Annotated in this window: 22 protein-coding genes; 12 read left to right on the top strand and 10 right to left on the bottom strand. The window is 66.6% G+C overall.

Features of this window, described 5'->3' with window-relative positions; all coding sequences use genetic code 11:
* Nucleotides 1-247: 247 nt before the first annotated feature.
* From AC5P8D_RS16755 to AC5P8D_RS16740, 4 genes are read right to left on the bottom strand one after another with little or no spacing between them, the layout of a single operon-like run.
* The gene (locus tag AC5P8D_RS16755; protein ID WP_032952565.1) at nucleotides 248-961 is read right to left on the bottom strand and encodes a M15 family metallopeptidase; all 714 of its coding nucleotides are present in this window, start codon (nucleotides 959-961) and stop codon (nucleotides 248-250) included.
* Nucleotides 894-2,450 carry a serine hydrolase domain-containing protein gene (locus AC5P8D_RS16750; protein WP_197654663.1) on the bottom strand — a complete coding sequence of 519 codons (1,557 nt, stop codon included), beginning with the start codon at nucleotides 2,448-2,450 and terminating at the stop codon, nucleotides 894-896. The genes AC5P8D_RS16755 and AC5P8D_RS16750 overlap by 68 nt, the downstream gene beginning before the upstream one ends.
* Nucleotides 2,451-2,505: 55 nt before the next feature.
* On the bottom strand, nucleotides 2,506-5,529 hold the full coding sequence (locus AC5P8D_RS16745; RefSeq protein WP_043399995.1) for a TonB-dependent receptor: 3,024 nt from the start codon (nucleotides 5,527-5,529) through the stop codon (nucleotides 2,506-2,508).
* A gap of 51 nt (nucleotides 5,530-5,580) precedes the next feature.
* A complete protein-coding gene (locus AC5P8D_RS16740) occupies nucleotides 5,581-7,053 on the bottom strand; it encodes a transglutaminase-like domain-containing protein (protein ID WP_191850523.1) in 1,473 nt (490 codons plus the stop codon).
* A gap of 132 nt (nucleotides 7,054-7,185) precedes the next feature.
* Between AC5P8D_RS16740 and AC5P8D_RS16735 the strand changes: the two genes are divergently transcribed.
* The 6 genes from AC5P8D_RS16735 to AC5P8D_RS16710 all read left to right on the top strand — a co-directional run bounded on the left by AC5P8D_RS16735 (nucleotide 7,186) and on the right by AC5P8D_RS16710 (nucleotide 13,687).
* On the top strand, nucleotides 7,186-8,625 hold the full coding sequence (locus tag AC5P8D_RS16735; protein WP_191850521.1) for an SH3 domain-containing protein: 1,440 nt from the start codon (nucleotides 7,186-7,188) through the stop codon (nucleotides 8,623-8,625).
* Nucleotides 8,622-9,716, top strand: coding sequence for a dipeptide epimerase (locus AC5P8D_RS16730; RefSeq protein ID WP_012478950.1), 1,095 nt, complete (start codon nucleotides 8,622-8,624; stop codon nucleotides 9,714-9,716). The genes AC5P8D_RS16735 and AC5P8D_RS16730 overlap by 4 nt, the downstream gene beginning before the upstream one ends.
* A gap of 613 nt (nucleotides 9,717-10,329) precedes the next feature.
* Nucleotides 10,330-11,178, top strand: coding sequence for a MurR/RpiR family transcriptional regulator (locus AC5P8D_RS16725; RefSeq protein ID WP_010484212.1), 849 nt, complete (start codon nucleotides 10,330-10,332; stop codon nucleotides 11,176-11,178).
* Nucleotides 11,179-11,193: 15 nt separating this feature from the next.
* Entirely contained in the window at nucleotides 11,194-11,955 is a 762-nt protein-coding gene (locus tag AC5P8D_RS16720) for a L,D-transpeptidase family protein (RefSeq protein ID WP_197579477.1), read from the top strand.
* Entirely contained in the window at nucleotides 11,952-13,253 is a 1,302-nt protein-coding gene (locus AC5P8D_RS16715) for an APC family permease (RefSeq protein WP_495203506.1), read from the top strand. Before AC5P8D_RS16720 ends, AC5P8D_RS16715 begins: the two co-directional genes overlap by 4 nt.
* A gap of 110 nt (nucleotides 13,254-13,363) precedes the next feature.
* Nucleotides 13,364-13,687 carry a hypothetical protein gene (locus AC5P8D_RS16710; protein ID WP_019336755.1) on the top strand — a complete coding sequence of 108 codons (324 nt, stop codon included), beginning with the start codon at nucleotides 13,364-13,366 and terminating at the stop codon, nucleotides 13,685-13,687.
* A gap of 107 nt (nucleotides 13,688-13,794) precedes the next feature.
* On the opposite strand, the gene yiaA is transcribed toward AC5P8D_RS16710, so the two are convergent.
* Entirely contained in the window at nucleotides 13,795-14,250 is a 456-nt protein-coding gene (gene yiaA / locus AC5P8D_RS16705; RefSeq protein ID WP_010484216.1) for an inner membrane protein YiaA, read from the bottom strand.
* Nucleotides 14,251-14,420: 170 nt separating this feature from the next.
* Between yiaA and AC5P8D_RS16700 the strand changes: the two genes are divergently transcribed.
* Nucleotides 14,421-15,581 carry a PQQ-dependent sugar dehydrogenase gene (locus AC5P8D_RS16700; RefSeq protein ID WP_197645755.1) on the top strand — a complete coding sequence of 387 codons (1,161 nt, stop codon included), beginning with the start codon at nucleotides 14,421-14,423 and terminating at the stop codon, nucleotides 15,579-15,581.
* A gap of 46 nt (nucleotides 15,582-15,627) precedes the next feature.
* On the opposite strand, the gene AC5P8D_RS16695 is transcribed toward AC5P8D_RS16700, so the two are convergent.
* From AC5P8D_RS16695 to folB, 4 genes are all read right to left on the bottom strand, one after another.
* Nucleotides 15,628-16,170 (bottom strand): hypothetical protein, encoded by a 543-nt coding sequence (locus AC5P8D_RS16695; protein ID WP_197579474.1) that lies wholly within the window; start codon nucleotides 16,168-16,170, stop codon nucleotides 15,628-15,630.
* A 128-nt stretch (nucleotides 16,171-16,298) separates the two neighbouring features.
* Entirely contained in the window at nucleotides 16,299-18,473 is a 2,175-nt protein-coding gene (locus tag AC5P8D_RS16690; RefSeq protein WP_495203505.1) for a glycoside hydrolase family 3 N-terminal domain-containing protein, read from the bottom strand.
* Between the two features lie 128 nt (nucleotides 18,474-18,601).
* Nucleotides 18,602-19,873 (bottom strand): mechanosensitive ion channel family protein, encoded by a 1,272-nt coding sequence (locus AC5P8D_RS16685; RefSeq protein WP_495203504.1) that lies wholly within the window; start codon nucleotides 19,871-19,873, stop codon nucleotides 18,602-18,604.
* Nucleotides 19,874-19,932: 59 nt separating this feature from the next.
* Nucleotides 19,933-20,286 carry a dihydroneopterin aldolase gene (folB, locus tag AC5P8D_RS16680; RefSeq protein WP_010484221.1) on the bottom strand — a complete coding sequence of 118 codons (354 nt, stop codon included), beginning with the start codon at nucleotides 20,284-20,286 and terminating at the stop codon, nucleotides 19,933-19,935.
* 359 nt (nucleotides 20,287-20,645) lie between these two features.
* On the opposite strand from folB, the gene AC5P8D_RS16675 reads away from it, so the two are divergent.
* Nucleotides 20,646-21,299: a hypothetical protein gene (locus tag AC5P8D_RS16675; RefSeq protein ID WP_197579472.1), complete on the top strand. Its 654-nt coding sequence runs from the start codon at nucleotides 20,646-20,648 to the stop codon at nucleotides 21,297-21,299.
* A gap of 33 nt (nucleotides 21,300-21,332) precedes the next feature.
* On the opposite strand, the gene tsaD is transcribed toward AC5P8D_RS16675, so the two are convergent.
* Nucleotides 21,333-22,358 (bottom strand): tRNA (adenosine(37)-N6)-threonylcarbamoyltransferase complex transferase subunit TsaD, encoded by a 1,026-nt coding sequence (gene tsaD / locus AC5P8D_RS16670; protein ID WP_021202939.1) that lies wholly within the window; start codon nucleotides 22,356-22,358, stop codon nucleotides 21,333-21,335.
* Nucleotides 22,359-22,524: 166 nt separating this feature from the next.
* Here tsaD and rpsU point away from each other — a divergent pair, with 166 nt between their 5' ends.
* The 4 genes from rpsU (at nucleotide 22,525) to dnaG (ending at nucleotide 26,165) form a co-directional block, all read left to right on the top strand.
* A complete protein-coding gene (gene rpsU, locus AC5P8D_RS16665; protein ID WP_002808376.1) occupies nucleotides 22,525-22,740 on the top strand; it encodes a 30S ribosomal protein S21 in 216 nt (71 codons plus the stop codon).
* 133 nt (nucleotides 22,741-22,873) lie between these two features.
* Nucleotides 22,874-23,317, top strand: coding sequence for a GatB/YqeY domain-containing protein (locus AC5P8D_RS16660; protein WP_043400028.1), 444 nt, complete (start codon nucleotides 22,874-22,876; stop codon nucleotides 23,315-23,317).
* Between the two features lie 103 nt (nucleotides 23,318-23,420).
* Nucleotides 23,421-24,365, top strand: a complete 945-nt coding sequence (locus tag AC5P8D_RS16655; RefSeq protein ID WP_495203503.1) for a YihY/virulence factor BrkB family protein — start codon at nucleotides 23,421-23,423, stop codon at nucleotides 24,363-24,365.
* A 60-nt stretch (nucleotides 24,366-24,425) separates the two neighbouring features.
* The gene (gene dnaG, locus AC5P8D_RS16650) at nucleotides 24,426-26,165 is read left to right on the top strand and encodes a DNA primase (RefSeq protein ID WP_043400033.1); all 1,740 of its coding nucleotides are present in this window, start codon (nucleotides 24,426-24,428) and stop codon (nucleotides 26,163-26,165) included.
* Nucleotides 26,166-26,184: the final 19 nt, after the last annotated feature.

Here is a 26,184-nt window from a genome sequence, read left to right as displayed (position 1 = left end):
CGTGCGTGCAGGACTGCGCGCACGAGCAAGCGGCGACCGAGCTTACATGGGTGAGGGCGCTTTGCTTGCGAAGCACTGCTTCGCAAGCGCCCGAACGCACAGCCGCCAGCGGCTGGGCCGGACCCCGGAGGGGGACTTGCAGCGTCCCACGCAACCGGACCCACCCAGCCATCCCACGGAATGCCAGCTGTTGCTTCGGCCGTTGCAGTTGCCTCTGCAGGTGCAGGGCGCAGCCCTGCCGATACCCCTACCGCACTGGGACGTCGTACGCGGTGCCGGGATCCGGTTCGGGCTGGAACGTGTAGTGCCACCACTCCTGCGGATAGTTCACGAAACCACGCCGTGCCATTGCCTGCACCAGTTGCCGCCGGTTCGCCTGCTGCGTCTCACTCAGCCCGCTCGTCTGCGTATGCGCGCGTGGCCCGAAGAAATCGAAGTCGGTGCCCATGTCCAGCGGCGTACATGCTCTGCTGCGGCAATCCAGCAGGCCCAGATCCACCGTGGCACCGCGGCTGTGGCCGGAGCGTTCGGCGATGTAGCCATCGGCCAGCAGGCGCGGCTTGTCCAGGTCCGGATACTGCTGCGCCTTGCGCGAGAGCTCGCGCGGATCGTTCACCCAGGCCATGAAGGCCTGCACCGAACGCACCGGCCGATAGCAATCGTAGAGCCGCAGGCCGAAACCCTGAGCGCGCAGATCCTGTTCCACCTGCGCCAGCGCTTTCGCCACCGGCGCCAGCAGGTAGCAGGACGACGCCTCGTAGCCGGGCACGCGCGCGCCGGTGAAGTTATTGGCGCCGGCGTAGCGGATGTCCATGTCGATGCCTGGCGACAACGTGCGGATCTCCACCAAACCAGCGCTGGCCGCGTCGGTGGCCGGTGAAACACGCGGTGGCTCAGCGGCGCTGGCGGTCGCTGCCAGCGCAGTCGCCAGTACGAGTGAAATGCAGGTCCTGGAAGTCATAGCTGAAGTCGATGTCCGGATCGATGGCGCGCAGGTCCAGCGTCGGTACCGGGCCCTCGCCTGGCTGCAACCACGCCTGCGCTTCGTCGCCAAGCGTATCCCAGCGCAGCAGCCAGCGCCCCTGCAACTTCAGCACGGCCGCCTGCAGCGCTGGCGACTTGTCGACGCTGAAGCGCAGGCCGTCCTTGCCCGGGCACAGCGAGGCCGGGCCCAGCCAGGGATCGGTGTAGCGGCCCTGCCAGCGCTGCAGATCGGAAGCCGCGAGTCGCTGCGCAGATGAAGTCACAGGTCGCTGATGCCCGGTTGCCGCACGAGCGGCCTGGTCCGCCTTCAGTTCGGCCAGGTATTCCATCGCCGGGCGTGCATCGTCGGGTGCGGTGAAGCGCTTCAGCGTGGCCTGCATCAGCGCGGTGCGCGCATCCTCGCCTTCGCCGTTGATCAGCATCACCACGCCCACCCTGCGGTCGGGCAGCAGCGCCAGCGACGAATACATGCCCGACAGCGTGCCGGTGTGGGCCACCTTCCACTGCCCGTCCATGTCCGACACGCGCCAGCCATACCCATAACCGTAGAAATGCGCGTTGTCCCAGCGCCGCTGGCGCTCGCCCAGCGGCATGGGCATGTGCAGGGTCCACAGCGTGCGGCGCTGCTCAGCGCCCAGCCATTCCGGCACCAGCGCAGGATCCAGCAGCACCTGCATCCAGCGCGTCATGTCGCGCAACGAACAGCGGATGCCCCCAGCCGCCATCGAGGGTTGGTCCGGGCTGATCGCTCCATCGGCGTTCACCACTTTATTATTGCGATCACCGCGCCGGGCATGCGGCTGCGCCACGTTGCCCACGCGCTTCACCGACCACGCCCCCACCTGGCAGCGCGTCATGCCCAGTGGCTCGAACACCTGCTCGCGCATCAGCTGGTCATACGGCCTGCCACCCGCCGCCGCCGCCACTTCACCTGCCACCACATACATCAGGTTGTCGTAGGCGTAGTGGCTGCGAAAACTACTGACCGGCTTCAGGTGCGCCAGCCCGGCAATGATGTCGGCGCGGGTGAACGTGTTCGGTTCCGGCCACAGCATCAGGTCACCGGCGCCCAGGCCCAGGCCGCTGTTGTGGATCAGCAGGTCGCGCACCTGCATCTGCTCGCCCACCCACGCATCGTGCATGCGGAAGCCCGGCAGATGCCGCCGCACCGGATCCTCCCAGCGCAGCTTGCCCTGCTGCACCAGCCGCGCCAGCAGCGCGGCGGTCATCGCCTTGCTGTTGGAGGCGATCTTGAACAGCGTGTCCTGGTCGATATGGCCGCCATCGCCGCGCGCGCCCTCGGCATGCTGGTACACCACACGCCCCTGCTCGACCACCGCCATGGCCAGCCCAGGCAGGTGCTCGTGCTGGACCACGGCGGCGACGTCGGCATCGAGGGAGGCGATGTCGGTCGCCGAAGCGGACGGTGCGGCCAGTGCCGCCGCGACGATCAGCAGGTGGTACATGCGCGCAGCCCTTCCATTGCCCGCGCCGTCACGGTGGACGGCGCGGATCGTGGCCTCAGAAGTTCCAGGTCACCACCAGCTGGGTGTAGCGCGGGGCCTGCCAGCGCGTCCCGGTGCCGAACGTCGCCTCGCGGTACTGGCCGGGCTGCGCTTCATAGCGCTGGTGCACGTTGATGGTCTTCTGGTTGTTGAACAGGTTGTACACCGACAGCCGTGCACTGAGGTCGATGCCCTCCACCGGCAAACGCCAGGTCACATTGGCGCCCATGGTCCAGGTCCACGGCAGGCGACCGAACGCACCGCGTGGGCTGTACTCGAACTGCCGCTGGTTGTACGGACCGGAACAGTTGGCCACGCACAGCCAGCCGGTGCCACCACCGCTACCTTCGCTGGAGGTACTACCACCGGCGATGGAATCGTTTGGCCACATCACGCCGTAGGCCGTGATCGGACCACCGGACTGCACCTGCAGCGTGGTTCCGAACGACCATTGCTTGTTCAGCGCGTAAGCGGCACGCAGCTTGAACTGGTGGCGGAAGTCGTTGAACAGCACGCCATAGCGCTCGTTGGTGGCCGGATGGTCCCAGAACTGAACCATGCCCGTGTCGCCGTAGTTGGTATCGGAATTCACAGGGCCTTCGAAATTGCCCTCGCTCTTCGACCACAGGTAGGACGCGTTGAACATCCACTTCTCGTCCCATGCACGGTCGATCTGGAACTCCAGTGCCTTGTAGGTGCGCTTGGGCTTGGAGTAACCGATCACCTCGCCGCTGCCACCCTTGCGATAACCGCTGTTGGCGGTATCGATGGTGATCCAGCCCTCGTTGGCGCAGCCGATGCTCTTATCACCCCAGATCGTCAGGCTCTCGCCCGGGTTGGCGATCGGCCACAGCGTGCTCGGGGTCGGGCCGCACGGGGTGTAATTGATGCGGATGTCGTCCAGCGCACGGGTCATCCGTCGATAGGTGGCGTTGACGCCCCACGACCATGCCTGGTTGATCATGTTCTGGAAGCCCAGGATGTACTCGTCCTGGTAGACCGCCTTGAGGTCGCGATCCACACTCTGGCGCAGGTCGGCACCGCCGGTGTTCATGCGGGTGTCGGTCGGGCCGATCTGCTGGCCGACGATCGGTGCCATGTACGGTGAGCCTGTCGGCGAGGTTTTCCGCTCCCAGCCGTTGAGCACGTAGTAGCTGTATTCGTCAGTGAGGCCACCGGCGAAGTTCACGTTGATGTTGTTGGTGACCGGCAGGTAGTAGCGGCCAGCGTTGCCGAACAGCTTGGTGCTGCCGTCACCGCGCATGTCCCACGAGAAGCCGACACGTGGCGCGATCAGGTCGTCCATCTTGATGAACGCCTTGCCGGCGGCAGTGCGGTTTTCGAAACGGTCCCAGCGCACGCCGAGGTTGAGCATCAGGTTCGGCGTGATGTTCCAGATGTCCTCCACGTAGAAGGCATTGGCTTCAGTCTCGAACGTGCCGCCCGATTTGCGGTTTCGCGCACGCAGCATTTCGGTAACGCCCGCCGGCACGTAGGCGTTGGCGCCATCCCAGACTTCATCGCCCGGTCGCGCCACGTAGGCGGTATAGCTCAGTTCGGTCGGACCGGGGTAGCGTGTGGATTGCTTGGTGGTCATCAACTCGCGGTCGACACCGAAGCGCAGCAGGTGATCACCCAGCTGCCATTCGAAGTCCAGTCGCGCCACGTCACGGGTATCGTCACGCTCGGCCACCGCCGTACCGGTAGGATGGCAGCCGGCACGAAGACCCTGCAGCTTGCCCAGTCGCGGGCCATACGTACTGTCGGTGAACACCGGGCTGCAGGCCTGGTCCAACGACGAATTGGTGAACGCACGCTGGTTGTTCTGGCCGACCATGGCACGGGCGGTGAAGTTCTGGCCGAAGTGGCCGGTGTAGGTGGCCGACCAGTTGCGGCCGCCGGTCTCGGTGACCGAATCGCCGCCCCAGGCGCCGAGCTGGTCGGCGTTCCAGTTGTAGCCGTACGACGCATTGGTGACATCGCCCTCATCCGAGAACGCCAGCAGCGCCAGGCTGTGGTTGTCGTTGATGTTCCAGTCCAGCTTGGTGCCCCAGAAGCCGTTGCCGGAATCATTCTTGAACCAGGTGCTGCCATCGGACGAAGTGTTGTGTCCCTTGTCGCTGCGGTCTTCGTACATCGCGAACAGGAACAGCTTGTCTTTGATGATCGGGCCGGAGCCCCACACGTTGGTCTTCAGGAAGGAGTTGTTGTCGCGGCTGCCATAAGAATGCGGGGTTCCATCACGATGGAAGTGATCGCCGCCGCTGGAGCGCCATGCACTGGGTTCAGCGGTGACTTCCACGCCGCCTTCGAATTCGTTGCTGCCCGAACGGGTTACCGCATTGATCACGCCGCCGGTGGAGCGCCCGAACTCGACCGAGTAGCCACCGGTCTTGACCTGGAATTCCTTGAAGAACGCAAATGGCGCAGTGCTGAAGCCACGACGGGTGTACATGTCGGTGACATTCAGGCCGTTGATGAAGACCGCATTCTCGGCCACCGATGAACCGGCGAACGACAGGCCACCGAATGACGAGTTGCCGCCGACCACGCCCGGCGCCATCAGCGCGACCGCAGACAGGTCCTGCGCCACCGGCAACCGCGAGATTTCCTGGCGGTTGATGTTGAAGGATGTCTCGGTGGAGTAGACGTCCACGCGGTTGACCACTCGGGTGCCGACCACCTGCAGGGCATCAAGATTGGTGACGCCGCCGCCACTGGCCAGGTTGACCGTGGTGGTACCACCTACCGCCACACTGACAGCAACCTGATCGCCCAGTTTCTGGCCATCGCGGCTGAGCTGCAGCTGGTAGTCACCTACCGGCAGCTGGCCGAGGCGGTAGCTGCCATCGGCGCCAACGGTGACGGTACGGGTCAGGCCGGTGCTGCTGCTGACCACGGTCACCTGGTCACCGGCGGTTGCACGGCCGGCGACTGCACCGCTCACGTTCTGTGCCATCGCGATGCCGGGCAGCACTACGCCCAGACACGCCCCGAGGGCGACGCACAACGCCGCCCGCTTGATGCTGTAAGCCTTCATCCCCTGCTCTCTCCTGCAAGAATTGAATGGTATGAGTTGCGATGTGTCGCGCTAGCGTTGCCCGGCTGGCAGTACCCGCCACTGGAAGTCGTAGCTCCATTGGTCGAAGTACAGGTTGCCGCCTGCCCACTCGGCCTCGCCGCGCTGCGAGTCGACCGTTTCCGAGCGGTAATGCTGCTTGGCCGGCACGAAGGGCTGGCCGAAATCGTCGTTGAAGGCGATGCGGTAGCCGTCGAGGCCACCCAGATAGAAATTGCGCAGTGCAGGCACATCGCTGGCGAGCGCGCCGGTGGTCACGTCCATCGGCAACCAGCCGTAGGGCGCCAGGTAGACCTGCCCCCAATCATGCAGGTTGTTGTAGCCACTGCCATCGTCGGAGAACACCATCCCCGACTGCCAGCGCGCGGGAATGCCGTTCATGCGTAGCAATGCGATCAGCAGCAGGGTCTGCTGGCCGCAGTCGGCATGGCCAGCGCGCAGGGCGTAATCGCTGATGTTGCTGAGCGTGGAGTATTCGCGCGCGCCCGCCCATGGAATGCGATCGACCGCTGCGAACAGCTTGCGCACTACTTCATACGGGCGCGCCTCGCCCTGCAGCACCTGGTCGGAGAACAGCTTCAGCGCGGGGGTGAAGCGCACATGCGGCAGCTGTTCAGCCAGGTAGGGCTTCAATGCGGGATCGTTCGGTGTGGCCTGCACCTTGGCGGGATCGATCGCGGTATGCCGCGCGAAGATCGTCACCGCGTAGCGGATCTCGAAGCGGGTCGGCTGCCCGGCCACCGCTTTGGCTTCCAGATAAGCGGTGCGCTGCAGGGTGCTGGCTGGCGCCATGCGTGCCTTACCGGGCGCGCTGCCCAGCCACTGCACCTGCTCCTGCTGGCCCGGAATCTCGCGCGGGTACGGAATCCAGGCGCGCACGGTTTCGCCGGCCGGTACGGCCTCGGCTTTCACCGTGAGCGACTGGGTGAATTCAATGCGCTGCGGCAGTACCGACGCCTGCCCACTCTGCTGGGCCGCGGCAAGCACGTGCGCGTGATGTGCATTGAGCACCTCGTTCGGGCCCGGCGCCGGCACCGGTGCATCCGCGCGGCGGCGCGCGCGTGCCTCATCGCTGAGCAGGAACAGGTTCGACGGTGCGCGCTTGAAGTACCAGCGCGTGCCGTCGATATCGAGGTGTTCAATCAGGCCGAGCTGGTCCCAGCGCGCGAATTCCTCGTCGGTGAGGCCGGGAATCCAGCGGCGCACGGCGGCCTTCGCGGCGGTTTCGTCGAGGGAAAAATCCAGGCGGATGCGGCGCATGCGCTCGCGCTGGAACGGCTCGTCTGTGGCGGCGGGTGCAGTGGCCAGCAACGCATCGGCGTCGCGGAAACGGCCGCTGTCGACCAGGTCGATCACCTGCACTCCTCGCGCGCGCTGCTGGCTGCTGCGCTCGTCTGCTGCGTGCGCGGCCGACACCCACAGCAGCAGCGCGGCACAGAGACCGGCGGCGGCAGGCAGACACGGTTTGCGAACGGCAGACTCCACAGCGACACTTCCCCAGCGCGGGTGGTAACGGCTGTGTAACACGGGCCGGGATGCTGGTCAATAATTTATTCTTGATTTCGAAGCCAAAAGGAATAAATATTCCAACAGGCATTCGAGGAGGGTGTGCACCGCATGAGCCTGGCTTCCCGCGAACCGCGCCGGCGTTGGCCGCGCCGGTTGACCCTGGCCCTGTGCCTGCTGGCCGCCCCGGCCTTTGCACAGCCTCCCGTGGCACCCGATCCCGGCGCACCGCTGCCCTATGTGATCGGCCTGCACGAGGCCTACCTGACCCCGCAATACTGGGCCGCGCGCCTGGACAACGCCGATGCGCCGATCCTGAATCGCGCGCAGATCGAAGCACAGAACGCGCGGATGCGGGCACAGGACAGCCACATCCAGGACATCGCCGCACTGCCCGCCCAGCTTGATGCAGCGACGGTGCGTGCCAGCATCACCGCGCTGTCGAGTTGGCCCACCCGCGCCCTCTACAACGACAAGGGCCAGGCGATCGCGACCGCACTGCGCAGCGCGATCGAAGCCAACCTCGGCCTCGATGCGATTCCTGCCCAGGTGGCACCGGCCTACGGGCTGGTGGTGAAGCGCGCGGCACTGCGTACCTTCCCCACCCGCGAGCGGGTCTTCAGCACTGCCGGTGACACCGACATCGACCGCTTCCAGGAATCGGCACTGTTCCCCGGCGACAAGGTCGCGGTGGTCCATCGCAGTACCGATGGCCGTTGGCTGTTCGTGCACAGCGAGCGCTACAGCGCATGGATCGAGGCCGATGCCATCGCCAGCGGCGACAAGGCCACGGTGCTCGGCTATGGCACGAAGGGCCCGTACCGCATCGTCACCGGCGCCACCGCGCAGACCGCCTACACCCCGGAGGAACCGCGCGTCTCGCGCCTGCAGCTGGACATGGGCGTGCGCCTGCCGGTGCTGGCCGACTGGCCCGCTTCAGAACCCGTGAACGGCCAGCAGGCGCACGCGTCGTGGGTGGTGCAGCTGCCGGTGCGCGAGGCCAACGGGCGCCTGAAGCTGGTGCCGGCGCTGCTGCCGCGCTCGCAGGACACCGCCGCCGACTACCTGCCGCTGACCCCGCGCCTGCTGCTGCAGCAGGCCTTCAAGTTCCTGGGCGAACGCTACGGATGGGGCCACGACTACGACACCCGCGACTGCAGCGGGTTCGTTTCCGAGATCTACCGCAGCTTCGGCGTGCTGCTGCCGCGCAATACCAGTGCACAGGCGGTCAGCCCCGCGCTGGATCGCCTGCCCTTCACCGGCAAGGACGGCAAAGCGGTACGCGACCGCGCCGTCACCGACCTGCAGGTGGGCGACCTCGTCTACATTCCCGGGCACGTGATGATGGCCATCGGCCATGTCGACGGCCGCACCTGGGTGATCCACGATACGGCGGGCGGCAGCTGGTTCGGTACCGACGGCACGCGCGTACAGGCCCACCTCAATGGTGTTTCGGTCACGCCGCTGGAGCCGATGATGGCCAGCGATACCGTCCGCTACATCGACCGCATCACCAACATCCAGCGCCTGCGGGCCAAGACTCCTGAATGAAGATCACTGCCATCGAACTGGGCATGCTGCGCGTGCCGCTGAAGACGCCGTTCAAGACTGCCCTGCGCACGGTGGAAACCGTGGAAGACGTGGTGGTTCTGATCCGCACCGACACCGGCCACACCGGTTACGGTGAAGCCCCGGCCACTGCGGTGATCACCGGCGATACGCACGGCTCGATCATCGAAGCGATCCGCCACTTCATCGCCCCGCGCCTGATCGGCCAGGACGTGGTCAACCTCAACCATCTGTGCACGCTGGTGCAGACCGCGATGGAGCGCAACACCAGCGCCAAGGCCGCGGTGGAAATCGCGCTGTACGACCTGTGGGCGCAGCTGCACGGTGCGCCGCTGTACCAGATGCTCGGTGGCGGCGACCCGGTGATTACTACCGACATCACCATCAGCGTGGACTACATCGACAAGATGGTGGCCGACTCGCTTTCAGCGATCGAACGCGGCTTCGAGTCGCTGAAAATCAAAGTCGGCAAGGACATCGGCCTGGACATCGAACGGGTCAAGGCGATCCATGCGGCGGTGGAAGGCCGCGCCCTGCTGCGCCTGGACGCCAACCAGGGCTGGACCGCCAAGCAGGCGGTGCATGCGATGCGCACGCTGGAAGAGGCCGGCGTGGTACTGGAGCTGCTGGAGCAGCCGGTGAAGGCGGCGGACATCAGTGGCCTGAAGTACGTCACCGACCGCGTCAACACGCCGGTGATGGCCGACGAAAGCGTGTTCAGCCCCAGCCAGGTGATGGACCTGATCCAGCAGCGCGCGGCCGACATCATCAACATCAAGCTGATGAAGACCGGCGGCCTGTCCAACGCGATCCGCATCGCCGACATCGCCGGCATCTACGGCGTGCCGTGCATGATCGGCTGCATGATTGAATCCAGCATCAGCGTCGCCGCCGCCGTGCACCTGGCGGTGGCCAAGAGCGATGTGATCACCAAGGTCGACCTCGACGGCCCCTCGCTGGGCCAGTTCGACCCGGTCAGCGGCGGCGTGCATTTCAACGAATCGGAGATCAGCATCAGCGACGTGCCGGGGTTGGGCATCACCGAAGTGCGTGGGCTGGAGATGCTGGGGTGACTTCTGCCTTGCGGCTGGCCTGGCCTGCCACTGACGTTGGGTCGGGCGTTACTTTTCTTTTCGCGAAAAGAAAAGTAACCAGAAGAAACGCTCCGCCGGCTGCGAGCCGGTGCTATGCACCGGTTCCCTGCGCTCCTCGGCCCGTCGAGGGACGGCGCAGGAACTCGCTACGCTCAGACACCCGCGCCTCTTCGCCCTCGCCGGACCTGCGGTGCTCGGCTCGCTTGAAGGCGGACTCAACGTTAAAGGCAACAACTGCATCCTGTAGATCCACGCCATGCGTGGATGCTTTTGCTCTTGCTTCTGCTCTACCCCGTATTCCCTTCGCGGCTGGCACGCGCGCGATCTGTTCGGGGTCGGGCGGGTGGGGCTTGCAGGGGTGTCCGCGCCATGGGCCCGAGGCATGCCTCGGGCGGGTTGGGCAGGACGCCCAACCCCGGTCTTGCCGTTTGCGCAGGACAGCGCAAACGAGCAAGCGCGGCCAAGCCTCCATGGACGGATTCACGGCGTCCCCTGCAAACCCCACCCGCCCGACCCACTCCATGACCTGCTCTACGCTGCCAACCGCAACGCGTTCCCCTATGCTCCAACGCACGCCCCTCGGACACCCCGCATGCCGCCCCTGCTGAAGATTCGCTCCGAGCGCGGGCAGATGTCGGCCATCGAGCGCCGCATCGCCGACTTCATCCTCGACAACGCCCACCTGCTGCGCGACTACTCGTCCCAGCAGCTGGCCAGCGCGTTGGGCATCAGCCAGTCCAGCGTGGTGAAGTTCAGCCAGAAGCTCGGCTTCAAGGGCTACCCGGACCTGAAGTACTCGATCGGCCAGGACGTGGCTCGCGCCGGTGCCAATCCACAACAGGCCCCCAGCGAACCCGACAGCGGCGATGACTACCTGCGCCTGGGCGACGCCCTGCGCCGCAGCAAGGCGCAGGCCGAAGAGGAAACCCGCCAGGCCAACCCACGCGAGGAAATCGAGCGCATCGTGCAGCTGCTCGACGGCGCACCGAAGCTGTTCGTCCATGGCCTGGGTGACGATGGCCTGTTCGCCCGCGAGTTCGCCATGCGGCTGTCACTGCTCGGCCTGCTGGTAGTGCCGCATACCGACCCGATCCTGATGCTGGCCAATCTGTCGGCCGCACGCCCGGGCGATGCGCTGCTGATGTTCTCCGAGTTCGGCAACCTGCCCCAGCTTTCGCAGCTGTCACGGCAATTCCAGGACATGGGTGGCAAGGTGATTTCCATCACCCGCCACACCGCCAACCCGCTGCGCGCGCATGCTGATGCTGCGCTGGTGGTGTGTGCGCACGATCGCACGCCGCAGGTCGCGCAGCTGCTGTACCGTAGCGCCATGCACGCCCTGCTCGATTTCCTGTTCGTGCTGCTCTGCCACACCAATCCGGATCGCCAGCAGCAGCTGGCGGTGAACCTGGAGCGGATCGACCACCTGCTGGATTCCTGACCGGAGCACCTGTTGATGAAATCGCTGGTTCGCCTCGCTACCGCTGCGCTGCTGCTTGCTGCGGCGGTGTCCGTCCACGCCGCGCCGCTGGATGGTGCGCGCCAGCTGATCGTGGTCACCAGCGATGGCTGGGACAGCACCCAGGGCCAGCTGCAGGCCTATGTGCGCGATGGCAAGGGCTGGCACGCGCATGGACAGGCGTTCCCGGTGGCGCTCGGCCGCACTGGCAGTGCCTGGGGCCTGGGCCTGCACCCGGCGCAGGCCGACGGCCCGCAGAAACAGGAAGGCGATGGCCGCAGCCCTGCGGGCGTGTTCGCGCTCGGCAGTGCGTTCGGCTATGCCGTCACCCGCCCGGGTACCGCAATGCCCTACCAGCCGATGCTGGACAGCAGCTACTGCATGGACGTACCCGGTTCACCGTTCTACAACCGCATCGTCGATGAGAAGAAGGTCGGCAGTGCAGCGGTCAAGGGCTCCACCGAGCCCATGCGGCTGGACCTGCACAACAAGGGCGACGTGCGTTACCAGGAAGGCTTCGTGATCGCCCACAACCCGGACAACCAGCCCGGCAAAGGCAGCTGCATCTTCGCCCACCTGTGGCGCCAGCCCGGCGAGGCCACAGCCGGCTGCACCGCCATGCCGCAGGTGCGCATGCAGGCCCTGCTGAACTGGCTGCGGCCGCAGGATGCGCCGCGCTTCGTCCTGCTGCCGCGTGCCGAGTACACGCGCCTGCAGGCCCAGTGGCAACTGCCCGCACTGAGTGGAGACGCCCGTTGAGCGCGCAGGACGAACCGCAGCTGCAGCGCGCGGTCAGCCGCTGGCAGATCGTCGGCCTGTCGATCAACGATGTGATCGGCAGCGGCATCTACCTGCTGCCGGCCGCCACCGTCGCCCTGCTCGGTCCCTTCAGCCTGTGGGGCGTGGTCGCCGCCGGCATCGTGGTCGCGCTGCTGGTGCTGTGCTACGCGCAGGCCGCCAGCTACTTCGATGAACCCGGTGGCAGCTACCTGTATGCACGCGAGGCGTTCGGGCGATTCGCCGGGTTCGAGATCGGCTGGATGATCTGGTTGACCCGCATCAGTTCGGCGGCCGCACTGAGTAATGCACTGGCCGATGCGGTCGCGCGCTTCTGGCTGTGGGCCGGCGCCGGCATGGGCCGCATCGCGGTGATCGTGGTGTCGCTGGGCTTCCTCACCGGCGTCAACATCATCGGCGTGCGCTCGGCCGCGCGTACCGGCGTGGTGCTGGTGATCGGCAAAATGCTGCCGCTGCTGCTGTTCGTGGCCATCGGCGCGTTCTATATCGACCCACAGCTGGCGTTCTCCGGCCAGCGCCCGGACCCGCATGACCTGCAGCGCATGGGCGAAGCCGCGCTCCTGTTGCTGTATGCCTACGCGGGCTTCGAGAACATCCCGGCCGCGGCCGGCGAGTACCGCAATCCGCGCCGCGACATTCCGTTCGCGCTGATCACCATGATCATCACCGTCACCGTCATCTACGGCGCGGTGCAGGTGGTGGCGCAGGGCACGCTGGCCGGCCTGTCCAGCTCGGCCACGCCGCTGGCCGATGCCGCTGCCGGCTTCGGTGGCGAAGCGCTTGCGCTGATCCTGACGGTCGGCGCCACCATCTCCATCCTCGGCACCAACAGCAACACGATGATGATGGGCCCGCGCTTCCTGTTCGCGCTGGCCCGCGATGGCTATGGGCCGAAGATCCTGGCGCAGGTGCACCCACGCTTCCACACCCCGGCCGCCTCGATCCTCTGCCAGGGCCTGATCGCGCTCGGCCTTGCCCTGTCCGGTTCGTTCGTGCAGCTGGCCCTGCTGTCGATGACCACGCGCTTGTTCGCCTACATCGGCACTGCCGCGGCAGTACTGGTGCTGGCCAAGCGCTACGCCGACCGGCCAGGTGCGCTGAAGCTGCCGGGTGGCCCGCTTATTCCGGTGCTGGCGCTGCTGCTGTGCCTGGCGCTGTTCGCCAGTGCCAGCTGGCAGAACATCGCCGCAGCACTGGTGGCGTTTGTCATCGGCGCGGTGATCTACAAGCTGCCGCGCAAGGATGCCGACGCCGGGTGATCGGTAACGCCGCGGCATGCCCGGCGGATTGATCTGGTTATCACGCTGCCGGACCGGGCCGTTAACCGCCACGCAGGCACGATCGGGCTTCGTCCACAACGGAGCCTTCCATGACCGAGTACCAGATCCCCGGCCGCGTACCGGACGACAGCACCCCGCGCGATGCGGTCAGCAACTACTGGCGCGAACGCTACACGGCCGAGCCGTACTACGACGACCAGTTGTTCTTCGAGGACTACGAGCCTGCCTACCGTATCGGACATGCGGCTCGCGCACAGGACATGATCCGCGCCTACGAGGAAGTGGAGCGCGAACTGGAATCACGCTGGGCCAGCGAGCGTGGCCGCAGCCGGCTGGAATGGGCGCAGGCGCGCGGTGCGGTGCGTCGTGGCTGGGAGGATGCACAGCTGGCGGATCCGCGGTTGAAGCGATAACGCCATGCTTTTGTAGAGCCGAGCCCACGCTCGGCTCTCGCACCACGTCTGTAGAGTCGAGCCATGCTCGACTGAGCCGAGCATGGCTCGGCTCTACACCGGATCGATCACTCCTGTTCCGGCAGCGGCGGCACGCCTGCGCTGCGCTTGCTCTCACCGCCACCGGCGGCGATCAGGTCGCGGGTGTTCTTCTGCACCGCCACCGCACCGAACAGCGACAGCGCGTAGGCCATGCCATAGAAGCCCTTCTCGCTCGATGCCAGGGTGGCATTCCACAGCCCAACCAGCAGCAGCATCAGCGCCGACAGCAGCGCGAACCAGCACAACGCGTAGTACAAACCACTCACCGGAATACCCTCGACGCGGTCACGCACACTCTTCTGCAGCGACACCGCCGCGAACAGGCCGAACAGCAGCAGGGTCAGGTAGTAGCCCTTCTCGTTGAGCGCCATCGTGGCGGCATTGAACAGGCCGATCAGGTAGGCCGCCGCGCCCAGCAACAGGGCCACCCACGAGGCGGCGATGAAGGCGGTGGACGGCTTGTGGGGCATGGCAGTGTTCATTGCAGATCCTTGGCAGGCAGTCGGGCACGCGTTGCCCGGGCGTGCCCACCCTAGACGATCCCGCCGCCGTCGCACAGGGGGGGCGCAGGACCTTCGGGCCACGACGATCACGCCTCCAGTGGTATACAAGGGACAGCCCGGCCATCCGCATCCCCGCCCTGGAGATACCCATGACCCGCATGCCCCTGCTGCTCGCCCTCGGCCTGGTGCCGATCCTCGCCACCTCCGCCTGCAATGCCGCCGACCCGGCCGCCAACGGCGCCCAGGCCACGGCATCCGCCGCCGCCGACCAGCGCCCGTTCACCGCCACCGAAGTCAGCCGTTTTGACCAGCCGTGGGCGATGACCTTCCTGCCCGACGGCAGCCTGCTGGTCACCGAGAAGCGCGGCAAGCTGCAGCACCTGGACCTGGCCAGCGGCCAGAAGCATGAGATCACCGGCGTTCCCAAGGTCGCCTATGGCGGCCAGGGCGGTTTCGGTGACGTGATCCTGCACCCGCAGTTCGCAAGCAACCACGTGATCTATCTCAGCTACGCCGAGGAAGGCACGCTGGACACCCGCGGTGCTGCCGTGGCCCGTGCCACGCTGGCGCTGGACGCCAACGGCGCCGGTCAGCTCAAGGACCTGAAGGTGATCTGGCGGCAGAGCCCCAAGGTCAGCGGTGAGGGCCACTACGGCCACCGCCTCGCTTTCGGCCCGGACGGCAAGCTGTGGATCAGCTCCAGCGAGCGGCAGAAGTTCGATCCGGCGCAGGACATGGGCGGCAACCTCGGCAAGATCATCCGCCTCAACGATGACGGCAGCCTGCCGGCCGACAACCCGTTCGCCTCGCAGGGCGGCGTGGCCGCGCAGGTGTGGTCGCTGGGCCACCGCAACATCCTCGGCATGGCCTTCGACGCCAACGGCAAGCTGTGGGCACACGAGATGGGCCCGGCCGGCGGCGACGAACTGAACCTGATCGTGCGCGGCGCCAACTACGGTTACCCGATCGTCTCCAACGGCGACCATTACGACGGCCGACCGATTCCTGACCACGACACGCGTCCGGAATTCGCCGCCCCGAAGGTGACCTGGACGCCGGTGATCTCGCCGGCCGGCTTCGTGATCTACAGCGGCAGCCTGTTCCCGCAGTGGAAGGGCAGCGGCTTCATCGGTGGGCTGTCGTCGACCTCGCTGGTGCGTGTGGCGTTCGACGGCGACAGCGCGCGCGAGGCCGAACGCTTCAACATGGGCGAGCGCATCCGCGAAGTGGAACAGGGTCCGGATGGCGCGCTGTGGCTGCTGGAAGATGGCAGCAAGGCGCGCCTGTTGAAGCTGACGCCGAAGGCCTGATCGGCACCTTTTCCCGGAACGGCCCCGCATGCGGGGCCGTTTCCGTTTACTGGATGGTGATGACCTTCACCTCGGTCTTCGTGCAGGCCTGGTCCAGGCACTGCCCGTTCAACCACACCTGTCCATCGCCAATCATCACGCCCTGCTGGTTGACGAAGACCTTGCCGAAGTCCTGTTCGGACACCGCCTTGACCACCGCCGGGGTGATGATCTTCTCGTAGTTGCGCTGGAACTCACCGGGGCCGGTGATCTTCTTTCCGCCGCTGATGTTCAACGGGAAGTGCACTTCCTCGACCACGGCAGCGCGATCTCCGCCGACCACCGCGGTCTTGAACGCGTTGAAGACCTTTTCGTACTGCGCCGCATCGCCAAGCAGCGACTCGATGCGCGCGCGTGCGTCTTCGGCGGGCGCTTCCGCTTCGGACGCGGCCGGTGCGGCGGCGGTGGGCTCAGCGGGGGGTGCCGCAGGCGCTGCCGGGGCGCTGGCCTCCATCGGCGGCGGCGCATCCGCTGCAGGCTCGGCCGGCGGCGCCGGCTGCGAACAGGCCGCCAGCAGCAGGGCGGGAATCAGACAAGCCATCCGGCGCATGCGCGCACTCCATCGAAACAGGAAGCCCGATGGTAGCGCCGCCGCAGTGAGGACAACAAAAAGGGGACGGAGGGGATTAAGTCGTTAGTGCCACAAACGACTTAATCCCCTCCGTCCCCTTTTTTCGATCAGGCCTTCAGCAGCTCGAACTGCACGGCTTCACCCGCCGCCGACGAGGCGCAGACCCACAGGTCGAACTGGCCCGGCTCGGCACGCAGCACGCCGTCGCGGCCGGTGAACGCCAGCTGCTCACGGCTGAGGGTGAACACCACTTCGGTGGACTCGCCCGGCTGCAATGCCACCTTGCGGAAGTCCTTCAGTTCGCGCACCGGACGCACACGGCTGGCCACGCGGTCGTGGATGTACAGCTGCACCACTTCCTCGCCAGCCACATTGCCGCTGTTGGTCAGCGTGGTGGTGATGATCAGGGTGTCGTCCCAGCCGAGCTGTGCCGTGCTCAGCTGCGGCACACCGTAGGCGAAGGTGGTGTAGCCGATGCCATGGCCGAACGGGTACAGCGGTTCGTTCGGAATCTCTCGCCAGCGGGCCTTGAACTCCGACATGGTCGGCAGTTCCGGGCGGCCGGTGCGCGGGTGGTTGTAGAAGTACGGCTGCTGGCCGGATACCTGCGGGAAGCTGACCGGCAGGCGGCCGGACGGACTGTAGTCGCCGAACAGCACATCGGCCACCGCATGGCCGGTCTGCGTGCCCAGGTACCAGGTCACCGCCACCGCCTGTGCATTGCGCACCGCGCCCTGCAGCGCCAGCGCGCGGCCATTGCGCAGCAGCACCACCAGCGGCTTGCCGGTCATCGCCACGGCCTCGGCCAGCGCCTGCTGGGCCGGCGGCAGGGTGATCTCCACGCGCGACTGCGCTTCACCGCTGTAGCGCTGCGGTTCGCCCAGCGCCAGCACCACCACGTCGGCGCGCAGAGCGGCAGCCACGGCTGCTTCGGTGCCGCCCGGAATGGCAGTTTCCAGTTCGCAGCCCGGCACGATCTCCAGCAGCGCTTCGTCACCGATGGCGGCACGGACGCCGGTTTCCAGATCCACGTAGCGCTGCTTGTCACCGAACAGCGTCCAGCAGCCTTCAATGTTCTCGCGGTCCTGCACGAACGGGCCGATCAGCGCGATTTTCTGCCCGGTCTTCTGCAGCGGCAGCACGTTGTCGCGGTTGTTCAGCAGCACGATCGAACGGCGCGCGGCGTCGCGCGACAGTTCGTCATGCGCGGCGAGGTGCGAGGTATCCGCTTCGCGCGCCGGGTCCAGCGAACGGTACGGGTCGTCGAACAGGCCGATGGTTTCCTTCAGCCACAGGATGCGGCGCACGCCCTCATCCAGCACCGCCATTGGCACCTCGCCGCTCTCGACCAGGCCCGGCAGGTGCTCGGCGTAGAAGCCGCTCTGCATGCTCAGGTCCAGGCCGGCGGTGAACGCCTTGGCGGTGGCATCGCGGTCGTCGGCGGCATAGCCGTGCGCGACCAGTTCCATGTCGGCGGTGTAATCGGAGATCACCACGCCCGGGAACTTCCATTCGCCGCGCAGGATGTCGGTCAGCAGTTCGGCATTGGCGCTGGCCGGCACGCCGTTGATGTCGTTGAACGAGGACATCACGGTGATCGCGCCGGCGTCGAAGGCGGCCTTGAACGGCGGCAGGTGCACGTCGCGCAGGGTCTGCGGCGAGATGTCCACCATGTTGTATTCCATGCCGGCCATCACCGCGCCATAGGCGGCGAAGTGCTTCGGCGTGGCCAGCAGCGAATCGGCGGCGCGCAGGTCGCTGCCCTGGAAGCCGCGCACGCGGGCGGCGGCGAACGCACAGCCCAGCACCACGTCCTCACCGGCACCTTCGGCGCCACGGCCCCAGCGCTGGTCGCGGGCGATGTCCACGGCCGGGGCATAGGTCCAGTGCAGGCCGGCAGCGGTGGCTTCGATGGCGGTGGCGCGCGCGGTGCGCTCGGCCAGGTCCGGTTCGAAGCTGGCAGCCTCGCCCAGCGGGATCGGGAACACGGTACGCATGCCGTGGATGACGTCGGCAGCCAGGATCACCGGGATGCCCAGGCGGCTCTCCTCGGTGGCGACCTGCTGGATGCGGCGGCCCAGTTCGGCGCCCACGCCGTTGAACAGGGAACCGACCTTGCCCTCGCGCACCTGCTGCAGCACCTGGTCGGCATTGCGCACGTTGGCTTCCGGGTTCACGTCCGGGGCGAACGGGCGGACCATGTCTGCGAAGACACCCAGCTGGCCGACCTTTTCCTCGACGGTCATCTGGGCAATGAGGGATTCGATGCGATCGGAGGCCACCGGCAGTCCTTGATGAAAACGTTTACAAGCCCGGCATTCTAGCGATCCCGAGCCGTTTGGCGAGAGGTTTCTTCATTCAGTTTCAGGCTCCAGCCGGATCCGTACGGTCCGGCTGGAGGCATCGCAGCTTACTCCGAGCCGGCCAGCTGGCGCTGCCCGGCCATCAACATGGCGTCGCTGGAGGCCTGGAACACGCGCAGGCCGAAGGCCGGCAGGATCGCCAGCAGGTGGTCGAAGATGTCCGACTGCACCGCCTCGTACTCGCCCCAGGCAGTGCTGCGGGTGAAGCAGTACAGCTCCAGCGGCAGGCCCTCGGTGGTCGGCTGCAGCTGCCGCACCAGCAGGGTCATGTCGGTATGGATGCCCGGGTGGCTGCGCAGGTAGCGCTCCACGTAGGCGCGGAAGGTGCCCAGGTTGGTCACGCGGCGGCTGTTGACCTCGGCCACGCCCTGCTCGCGCAGGCGCCCGTTCCACTGCCCCAGCTCCTGTTCCTTCTCACGCAGGTAGTCGCGCAGCAGCGCGAACTGGCCGAGGAAGGCCAGGTCGCCCTCGTCCAGGAAGCCGACGCTGTGCTGGTCCAGGTACAGCGCGCGCTTGATGCGGCGGCCACCGGCTTCCTGCATGCCGCGCCAGTTCTTGAACGACTCGGTCACCAGCTTCTTGGTCGGGATGGTGGTGATGGTCTTGTCGAAGTTCTGCACGGTGATGGTGTGCAGGGCGATGTCGATCACATCACCGTCGGCGTTCTGGCTGGGCATCTCGATCCAGTCGCCGATGCGCACACGACCATCGCCGCTGATCTGCACACTGGCCACCAGTGACAGGATGGTGTCCTGGAAGATCAGCATCAGCACCGCCGTGGCCGCGCCGAGGCCGGTGACCAGCGGGCCCAGCGCTACGCCCAGCAGGGTGGCGATGATCGACAGACCGGCGGCCACGAACACCACGATCTTGACCACCTGCAGGTAGCCCTTGATCGGCTTGTTGCGCGCATCGGGCTTGCGCTCGTACAGGCTGTTGGCCGCGTCCAGCGCATGCGAAAACGCCATCGACACCGTCAGTACGGCCCACACGATGCACAGCTTGATGATGATGTTGACCAGGCCGGGCGGCAGATCGGGGATGAGGGTGATGCCCGAGGCGATCACCTGGCTGGGCACCACGTTGGACAGGCGCGAAATGACCCGCATCAAATGGCTGCCACGCCCGGACTCGGCACCCGGAAGGCGCTGCAGCAGGCGTCGCAGGCCACGCACCAGGATGCGCTTGGTCACCCAGTTGGCCAGGCCGGCTGCGATCAGCAGCGCCGAGATCATCAACGCCAGGTAGGCGCCGGGATAGGGTTCCAGTGTGTTCTGCAGCTTTTCCAGCCACTGTACCGCCACCACCGCGTCCACCATCAGTTGTCTCCTTTCTTCATTGCTGTTGAGGTTGCCGGCCAGCGGCCGGCATGACCGGGTCAGTCCCGCGTGCGCTCGATGATCACGCCCACCGCGCGCGCGCCGCGCACCGCACCGGGCTTGCTCAGCTTCAGGCGCAGCCACTTCACGTCGAACTCCTCCAGTACGATCTGCGCGCAACGCTCGGCCAGGGTCTCGACCAGACCGAATTCCGATTCGCGCACGAACTGCTCCAGGCGCTTGCTCACCGCCTTGTAGTTCAGGGTGTGGGCGATGTCATCGGTAGCCGCAGGGCGACGGTTGTCGAAGCCCATTTCCAGGTCGAACACCAGGTCCTGGCGGATCCGTCGCTCCCAATCGTAGATACCGATCAGGGCGTCGATCGTCAGCCCCTCGATGAAAACCTTGTCCATTGCGCTTACCCGCCCGAATACAGGGGGCCATGGTAACGGCACGGCGGTGACCCTGCCCGGAACGGGCGATGGGTGGCCGGCACGGGGCGCAGCTCCAGAAAAGACAAAGGGCCCTGCTAGCGGGGCCCTTTGGTACCTCTCAACGTCCCCGGGGGGAGCTGGAATCCAGCCGCGAGTCCCGGAGCACACGCTGCAGATCATGACGTTCATTCCCTCTACGGTCCAGAGTCAATCGCGACATGCTGGAGGAAGCCCAAGGCGATACAGGGATTCTGCTGCCTGACGCGGCGGCGTTATCCGATATCAAGCCTGCGGCAGCCAGCGCAAGCTGATGATCCGCCATGTGGTCCCGTATTTCGATGAGAGAGCAACGAATCCTGCAGGCAGCGCTGTCACGCCCACGGTGGGCGACGTACAAACGTATCGCGGACCGGCACTCTTTGGACGCCGCCTCGCTTTACGTATGGAACATGCAGATGTGCGGCGCGCTGCTATCCCCCCTGCACGTCTGTGAAATCGTAATCCGCAACGCGGCGGCCGCGGCGCTGGCGCATGCCTTCGGGCCACGCTGGCCCTGGCATCCTGCACTGCTGCAGCGGATGCCAGCAGATGGCGCGTTGTCGGCCTTGCAGAATATCCATAGACAGGCAGGTCGTCGGATGGACACTCAGGAGATCATCGCCAGCCTTCGCTTCGCGTTCTGGCAACAGCTTTTCACGCGGCGCTTCGAGGGAGCCATCTGGACGCGGGGCTTGAAGATCGCACTGCCGAACGCGCCACAGAGTGCTCTCAGCGTGGTCCGCACGAACATCCATGCCGACCTCGACCGCATCCGCCACCTGCGCAACCGGATCGCGCACCACGAACCCATCCTGGAACGCGACCTCGGTGCCGACCTGGCCGCGATCGGGCGGCTGATCCACGCCCGCTGCCCGCACACCCTGGGCTGGCTGCAGCGCCATGAGCGGGCGACGACCGTGTTGGCGGCGTCGCCGTTGGCAGTGCGTCGGTAATACGTCCGCCCGGCGTGGCCCGGCGCTGCCGGATCAGACCGCCGGCAGGGTCGCCATGTCCCAGCGCGGGGTCACATCCACCTTCGGCGGGCTGTGCTGGCCGGCCTGCAGGCGCAGCGCGCCAGCGAAGGCGATCATCGCGCCGTTGTCGGTGCACAGCGCGGGGCGCGGGAAACAGGCGCGGCCGCCCAGGCGCTCGGCCATCTGCTGCAGGCGCGCGCGCAGGCGCTTGTTGGCGCCGACGCCGCCGGCCACCACGATCACGTTGGTCCCGGCCGCTTCCAGCGCGCGCTCGCACTTGATCGACAGGGTCTCGACCACGGCATCTTCAAAGCCACGGGCGATGTCGGCGCGGGTCTGCTCGCTCTGGTCGCTGTCGCGCCAGGCCATCAGCACCTGGGTCTTCAGGCCGGAGAAACTGAAATCCAGCCCCGGGCGGTCGGTCATCGGTCGCGCGAAGCGGTACGCGCCCGGCGTCCCCTGCTCGGCCAGCCTGGCCAGCTGGGGACCACCCGGGTACGGCAGGCCCATCAGCTTGGCGGTCTTGTCGAAGGCCTCGCCGGCCGCATCGTCCAGGGTCTCGCCCAGCAGCCGGTACTGGCCGATGGCGTCCACGGCCACCAGCTGGGTATGGCCGCCGGACACCAGCAGCGCCACGAACGGCGCTTCCGGCGGATCGTCTTCCATCAGCGGGGCCAGCAGGTGGCCTTCCATATGGTGTACGCCTACCGCCGGCACCTCCAGCGCCCAGGCCAGCGAGCGGGCTACGCCGGCGCCCACCAGCAGCGCGCCGACCAAGCCCGGACCCGCCGTATAGGCCACCCCGTCGATGTCGCCCACGCCCAGACCGGCGTCGGCCAGGGTCTGGCGCACCAGCGGCAGCAGCTTGCGGACGTGGTCGCGGCTGGCCAGCTCGGGCACTACACCGCCGTACTCGGCATGCAGGGCGATCTGGCTGTAGACCGCGTGGGCGCGCAGGGCCGCGCTGCCGGCCAGGTCGGTGTCATACACCGCCACGCCGGTCTCATCACAGGAAGATTCGATGCCAAGGACTCGCATGCCTGCTATTATGACGCCCCTGCCGCCCCCTCGGGGGATGTGCAGATCTCACTGCTTTCGAACTTCCGGCCCGTATTCAGGGTTGGCCGCTTGCAGTTTGTCTATTCGCCGCTATAATGTGCGGCTCGCCGGGCGTGACCCGGTTCTACTGTGTCCCGGAGATTCCATGCCCAGCGTCAAAGTCCGCGAGAACGAGCCCTTCGAGTTTGCTCTTCGCCGCTTCAAGCGCACTTGCGAAAAGGCCGGTGTGCTGGCCGAAACCCGCAAGCGCGAGTTCTACGAAAAGCCGACCCAGGAGCGCAAGCGCAAGGCTGCCGCTGCTGTGAAGCGTCAGCTGCGCCGCTCGTCGCGCGACGTCACCAAGCGTCAGCGCCTGTACTGATCGGACGCATCTTCATTGCGGCGGGCTTGCCTGTCGCGATGGAGCCGAAGCCGGCACGCGCGAGCGTCGCCGGCTTTTTGCGTTTCCGGGTTCGGGCATCCGCCCCGCCCCACCTACCACCACGAGGTTCCTCATGAGCATGAAGCAGCAGCTCACCGAAGACATGAAGGCCGCCATGAAGGCGGGCGAGAAGCACAAGCTGGGCGTGATCCGCCTGATCAATGCCGCCATCAAGCAGCGCGAAGTGGACGAGCGCATTGAACTGGATGACACCGCCGTGATCGCCGTGCTCGACAAGATGGTCAAGCAGCGCAAGGACTCGGTCAACCAGTACGAGGCCGCCAACCGCGAGGACCTGGCCGAGATCGAGCGCGCCGAGATCGTGGTCATCGAAGCCTACCTGCCGGCGAAGATGGGCGAGGCCGAGATCGTGGCCGCCATCCAGGCCGCCATTGCCGAGACCGGCGCCTCCGGCCCGGCCGACATGGGCAAGCTGATGGGTGCGCTGAAGCCCAAGCTCGCCGGCCAGGCCGACATGGGCCTGGTATCCAAGCTGGTCAAGCAGCTGCTGGCATAAGCCATTGCCGGGGTCGGATCCCTTTCGCATCGCGGAAGGGCTCTGACCCCATTGATGCATCCGCTTCACCGCACCTTCGACCCCCGGCTGCTACAACATCCCCATGGTCGAGCAATCCAACGCCCCCACCGGCTCGCGTCCCCACGGCTTCCCCGCACGGCTTCGCCACTACGCTGACCGCCTGCAGGACAGCTTCCCGATGGCGGTCGCCAAGCGCTTCGTCGAAATCGACGTGCTGACCCAGGCCGCTTCGGTCTCCTTCTACGCCCTGCTGTCGATGGCACCGCTGCTGGTGCTGCTGTTGTGGCTGACTGCCTCGCTGTACCCGCCTGCACAACAGACGTTGATCAGCCAGATCGGCTCGGTGGCCGGCAGCAGCGTGGCCAGCGTCGCTGACACCGTGCTGCACAACGCCAACAGCCAGCCCAGCGTCGGTTCGCTGGCCGGGCTGTGGAGCACGCTGCTGCTGTTCGTGGGTGCCACCGCCGTGTTCGCCCAGCTGCAGAACGCGCTGAACCGGATCTTCCACACCAGCGGCCAGCGCCTGGAAGGCGTCAAGGCCTGGCTGCGCAAGCGCGTGTTCTCGTTCGGCGTGGTGCTGGCACTGGGCTTCCTGCTGATCCTCTCGATGACCGCCACCACTGCACTGCAGGTGGTGTTCGCGCAGCTGCCCTCGGTGCTGCCGGCAATCGGCTACCTGACCTCGCTGCTGCTCTACACGCTGGCCTTCGCCTTCCTCTACCACTACCTGCCGGACCGCCGCGTGGCGTGGCGCCAGGCCTTCATCGGCGGCGCCATCACCTCGGTGCTGTTCACCCTGGGCCGGTATGGCATCGGCGTCTACATCGCCACCGTGGCCCCGGGCAGCGCTTACGGCTCGATGGGTGCGCTGGTGATCGCACTGGTGTGGATCTACTACGCCACCGCCGTGTTCTTCGTCGGCGCGCTGATGACCGCGGTGATCGACGAGCGCCTGCATGCACGGGCTCAGCTGGCCAAGGCCGGGGTCGAGGCCGAACAGGCCAGTCCCGGCGTCGCCAGCGAGTAAACTAGGGGAACCTGCCGCCCCTGCTGCGCGCCCTGGCGGCCGCGCCCCGTTCTGTTGCCCATGGCCCGTATCCCCGACGCTTTCATCGACGATCTGCTCGCCCGCTCCGACATCGTCGAGGTGGTGGGCAGCCGCGTGCCGTTGAAGCGACAGGGCAAGGAATATGCAGCGCGCTGCCCGTTCCATGACGAGCGCTCGGCGTCGTTCACGGTCTCGCCCACCAAGCAGTTCTATCACTGCTTCGGTTGCGGCGCACACGGCACCGCGATCAGCTTCCTGATGAACTACGACCGCCTCGAGTTCCTCGACGCGGTGGATGAACTGGCCAAGCGCGCAGGCATGGAAGTGCCGCGCAGCGAGAACCCACGCAGCCCCCAGCAGCAGGACGACAGCCGCGAGCTGTATTCGGCGCTTGAGGCGGCCACGAAGTTCTTCCAGAGCAACCTGCAGGGCAGCGAAAAGGCACGCAGCTACCTGGATGGGCGTGGCGTGGACGAAGAGAACCGCGCACGCTTCCAGATCGGCTACGCGCCGGATGGCTACAGCGGCCTGCGCGATGCGCTGGGCAAGGACGAGCGGCGCATGAAACTGCTCGACCGCGCCGGCCTGTTCTCCAAGAACGACCGCGGCCACGTCTACGACAAGTTCCGCGACCGGGTGATGTTCCCGATCTTCGACCGCCGTGGCCGGGTGATCGCCTTCGGCGGCCGCGTGTTCGAGAAGGACGACGGCCCCAAGTACCTCAACTCGCCCGAGACCGCGCTGTTCCACAAGGGCCGCGAGCTGTACGGCCTGTGGCAGGTGCGCCAGGCCAACCAGAAGATCGAGCGGCTGATCGTGGTCGAGGGCTACATGGACGTGGTCTCGCTGTTCCAGTTCGGCGTCACCCAGGCAGTTGCCACGCTGGGCACGGCCACCACGCCGGACCATGCCGAGCTGCTGTTCCGCAACGCGCCGGACGTGTTCTTCTGCTTCGACGGCGACGCCGCCGGCCGCCGTGCCGGCTGGAAGGCGCTGGAGTCGGTGCTGCCGCGCATGAAGGATGGCCGTCAGGCCTTCTTCCTGTTCCTGCCCGATGGCGAGGACCCGGACACCATCGTGCGCAAGGAAGGCGCCGAGGCCTTCAACGAACGCCTGAAGCAGGCCACGCCGCTGTCGCAGTTCTTCTTCGACGAGCTGACCCGCGAGATCAACCTGGGCACGCTGGACGGCAAGGCGCGCCTGGCCGAGCGGGCCAAGCCGATGCTGGCGCAGATTCCCGACGGTGCCTTCGGCGACCTGATGAAGCAGCAGCTGGCGCAGCTGACCGGCCTCGGCGGCAACGCCCAGGCTGCACGCGCTTCGATGCCTCAGCGCCAGCCGGCACGCACTATTCAACCGGTGGCCAAGCGCAGCCTGGTGCGCGGCGCGATCGCCGTGCTGCTGCAGCAGCCGTCGCTGGCGCTGACCCTGGGCGGCAAGCACCACTTCCAGGGCCTGCGCCTGCCCGGCGTGGAGCTGCTGCTGGAGCTGCTGGGGCTGGTCGAACAGCGCCCGGACATCAGCACCGGCGCCCTGTTGGAACACTTCGACGGCCGCGAGGAACAGGCCTCGTTGCATACGCTGGCGGCACAGACGCTGCCCGGCACCGAGGCCAGCTGGACCCAGGAACTGCATGACGCGGTGGCCCAGCTGGAAAAACAGCTGCTGGTGCAACGTCTGGAGGAGTTGTTGGCAAAACAGCGCCAGCAGGGTCTGGACGATACTGACAAATACGAACTGCGCGAGCTGCTGAAGGCCCGCGCCGGGCTGCGCCTGTAGAGGGGCAGACGCTTTCACG

Source organism: Stenotrophomonas sp. YJH_SMC_101-4 (assembly GCF_059370395.1).
Note: the sequence above shows the minus strand (reverse complement) of the source record. Positions and strands in the feature narration are given on the sequence as shown.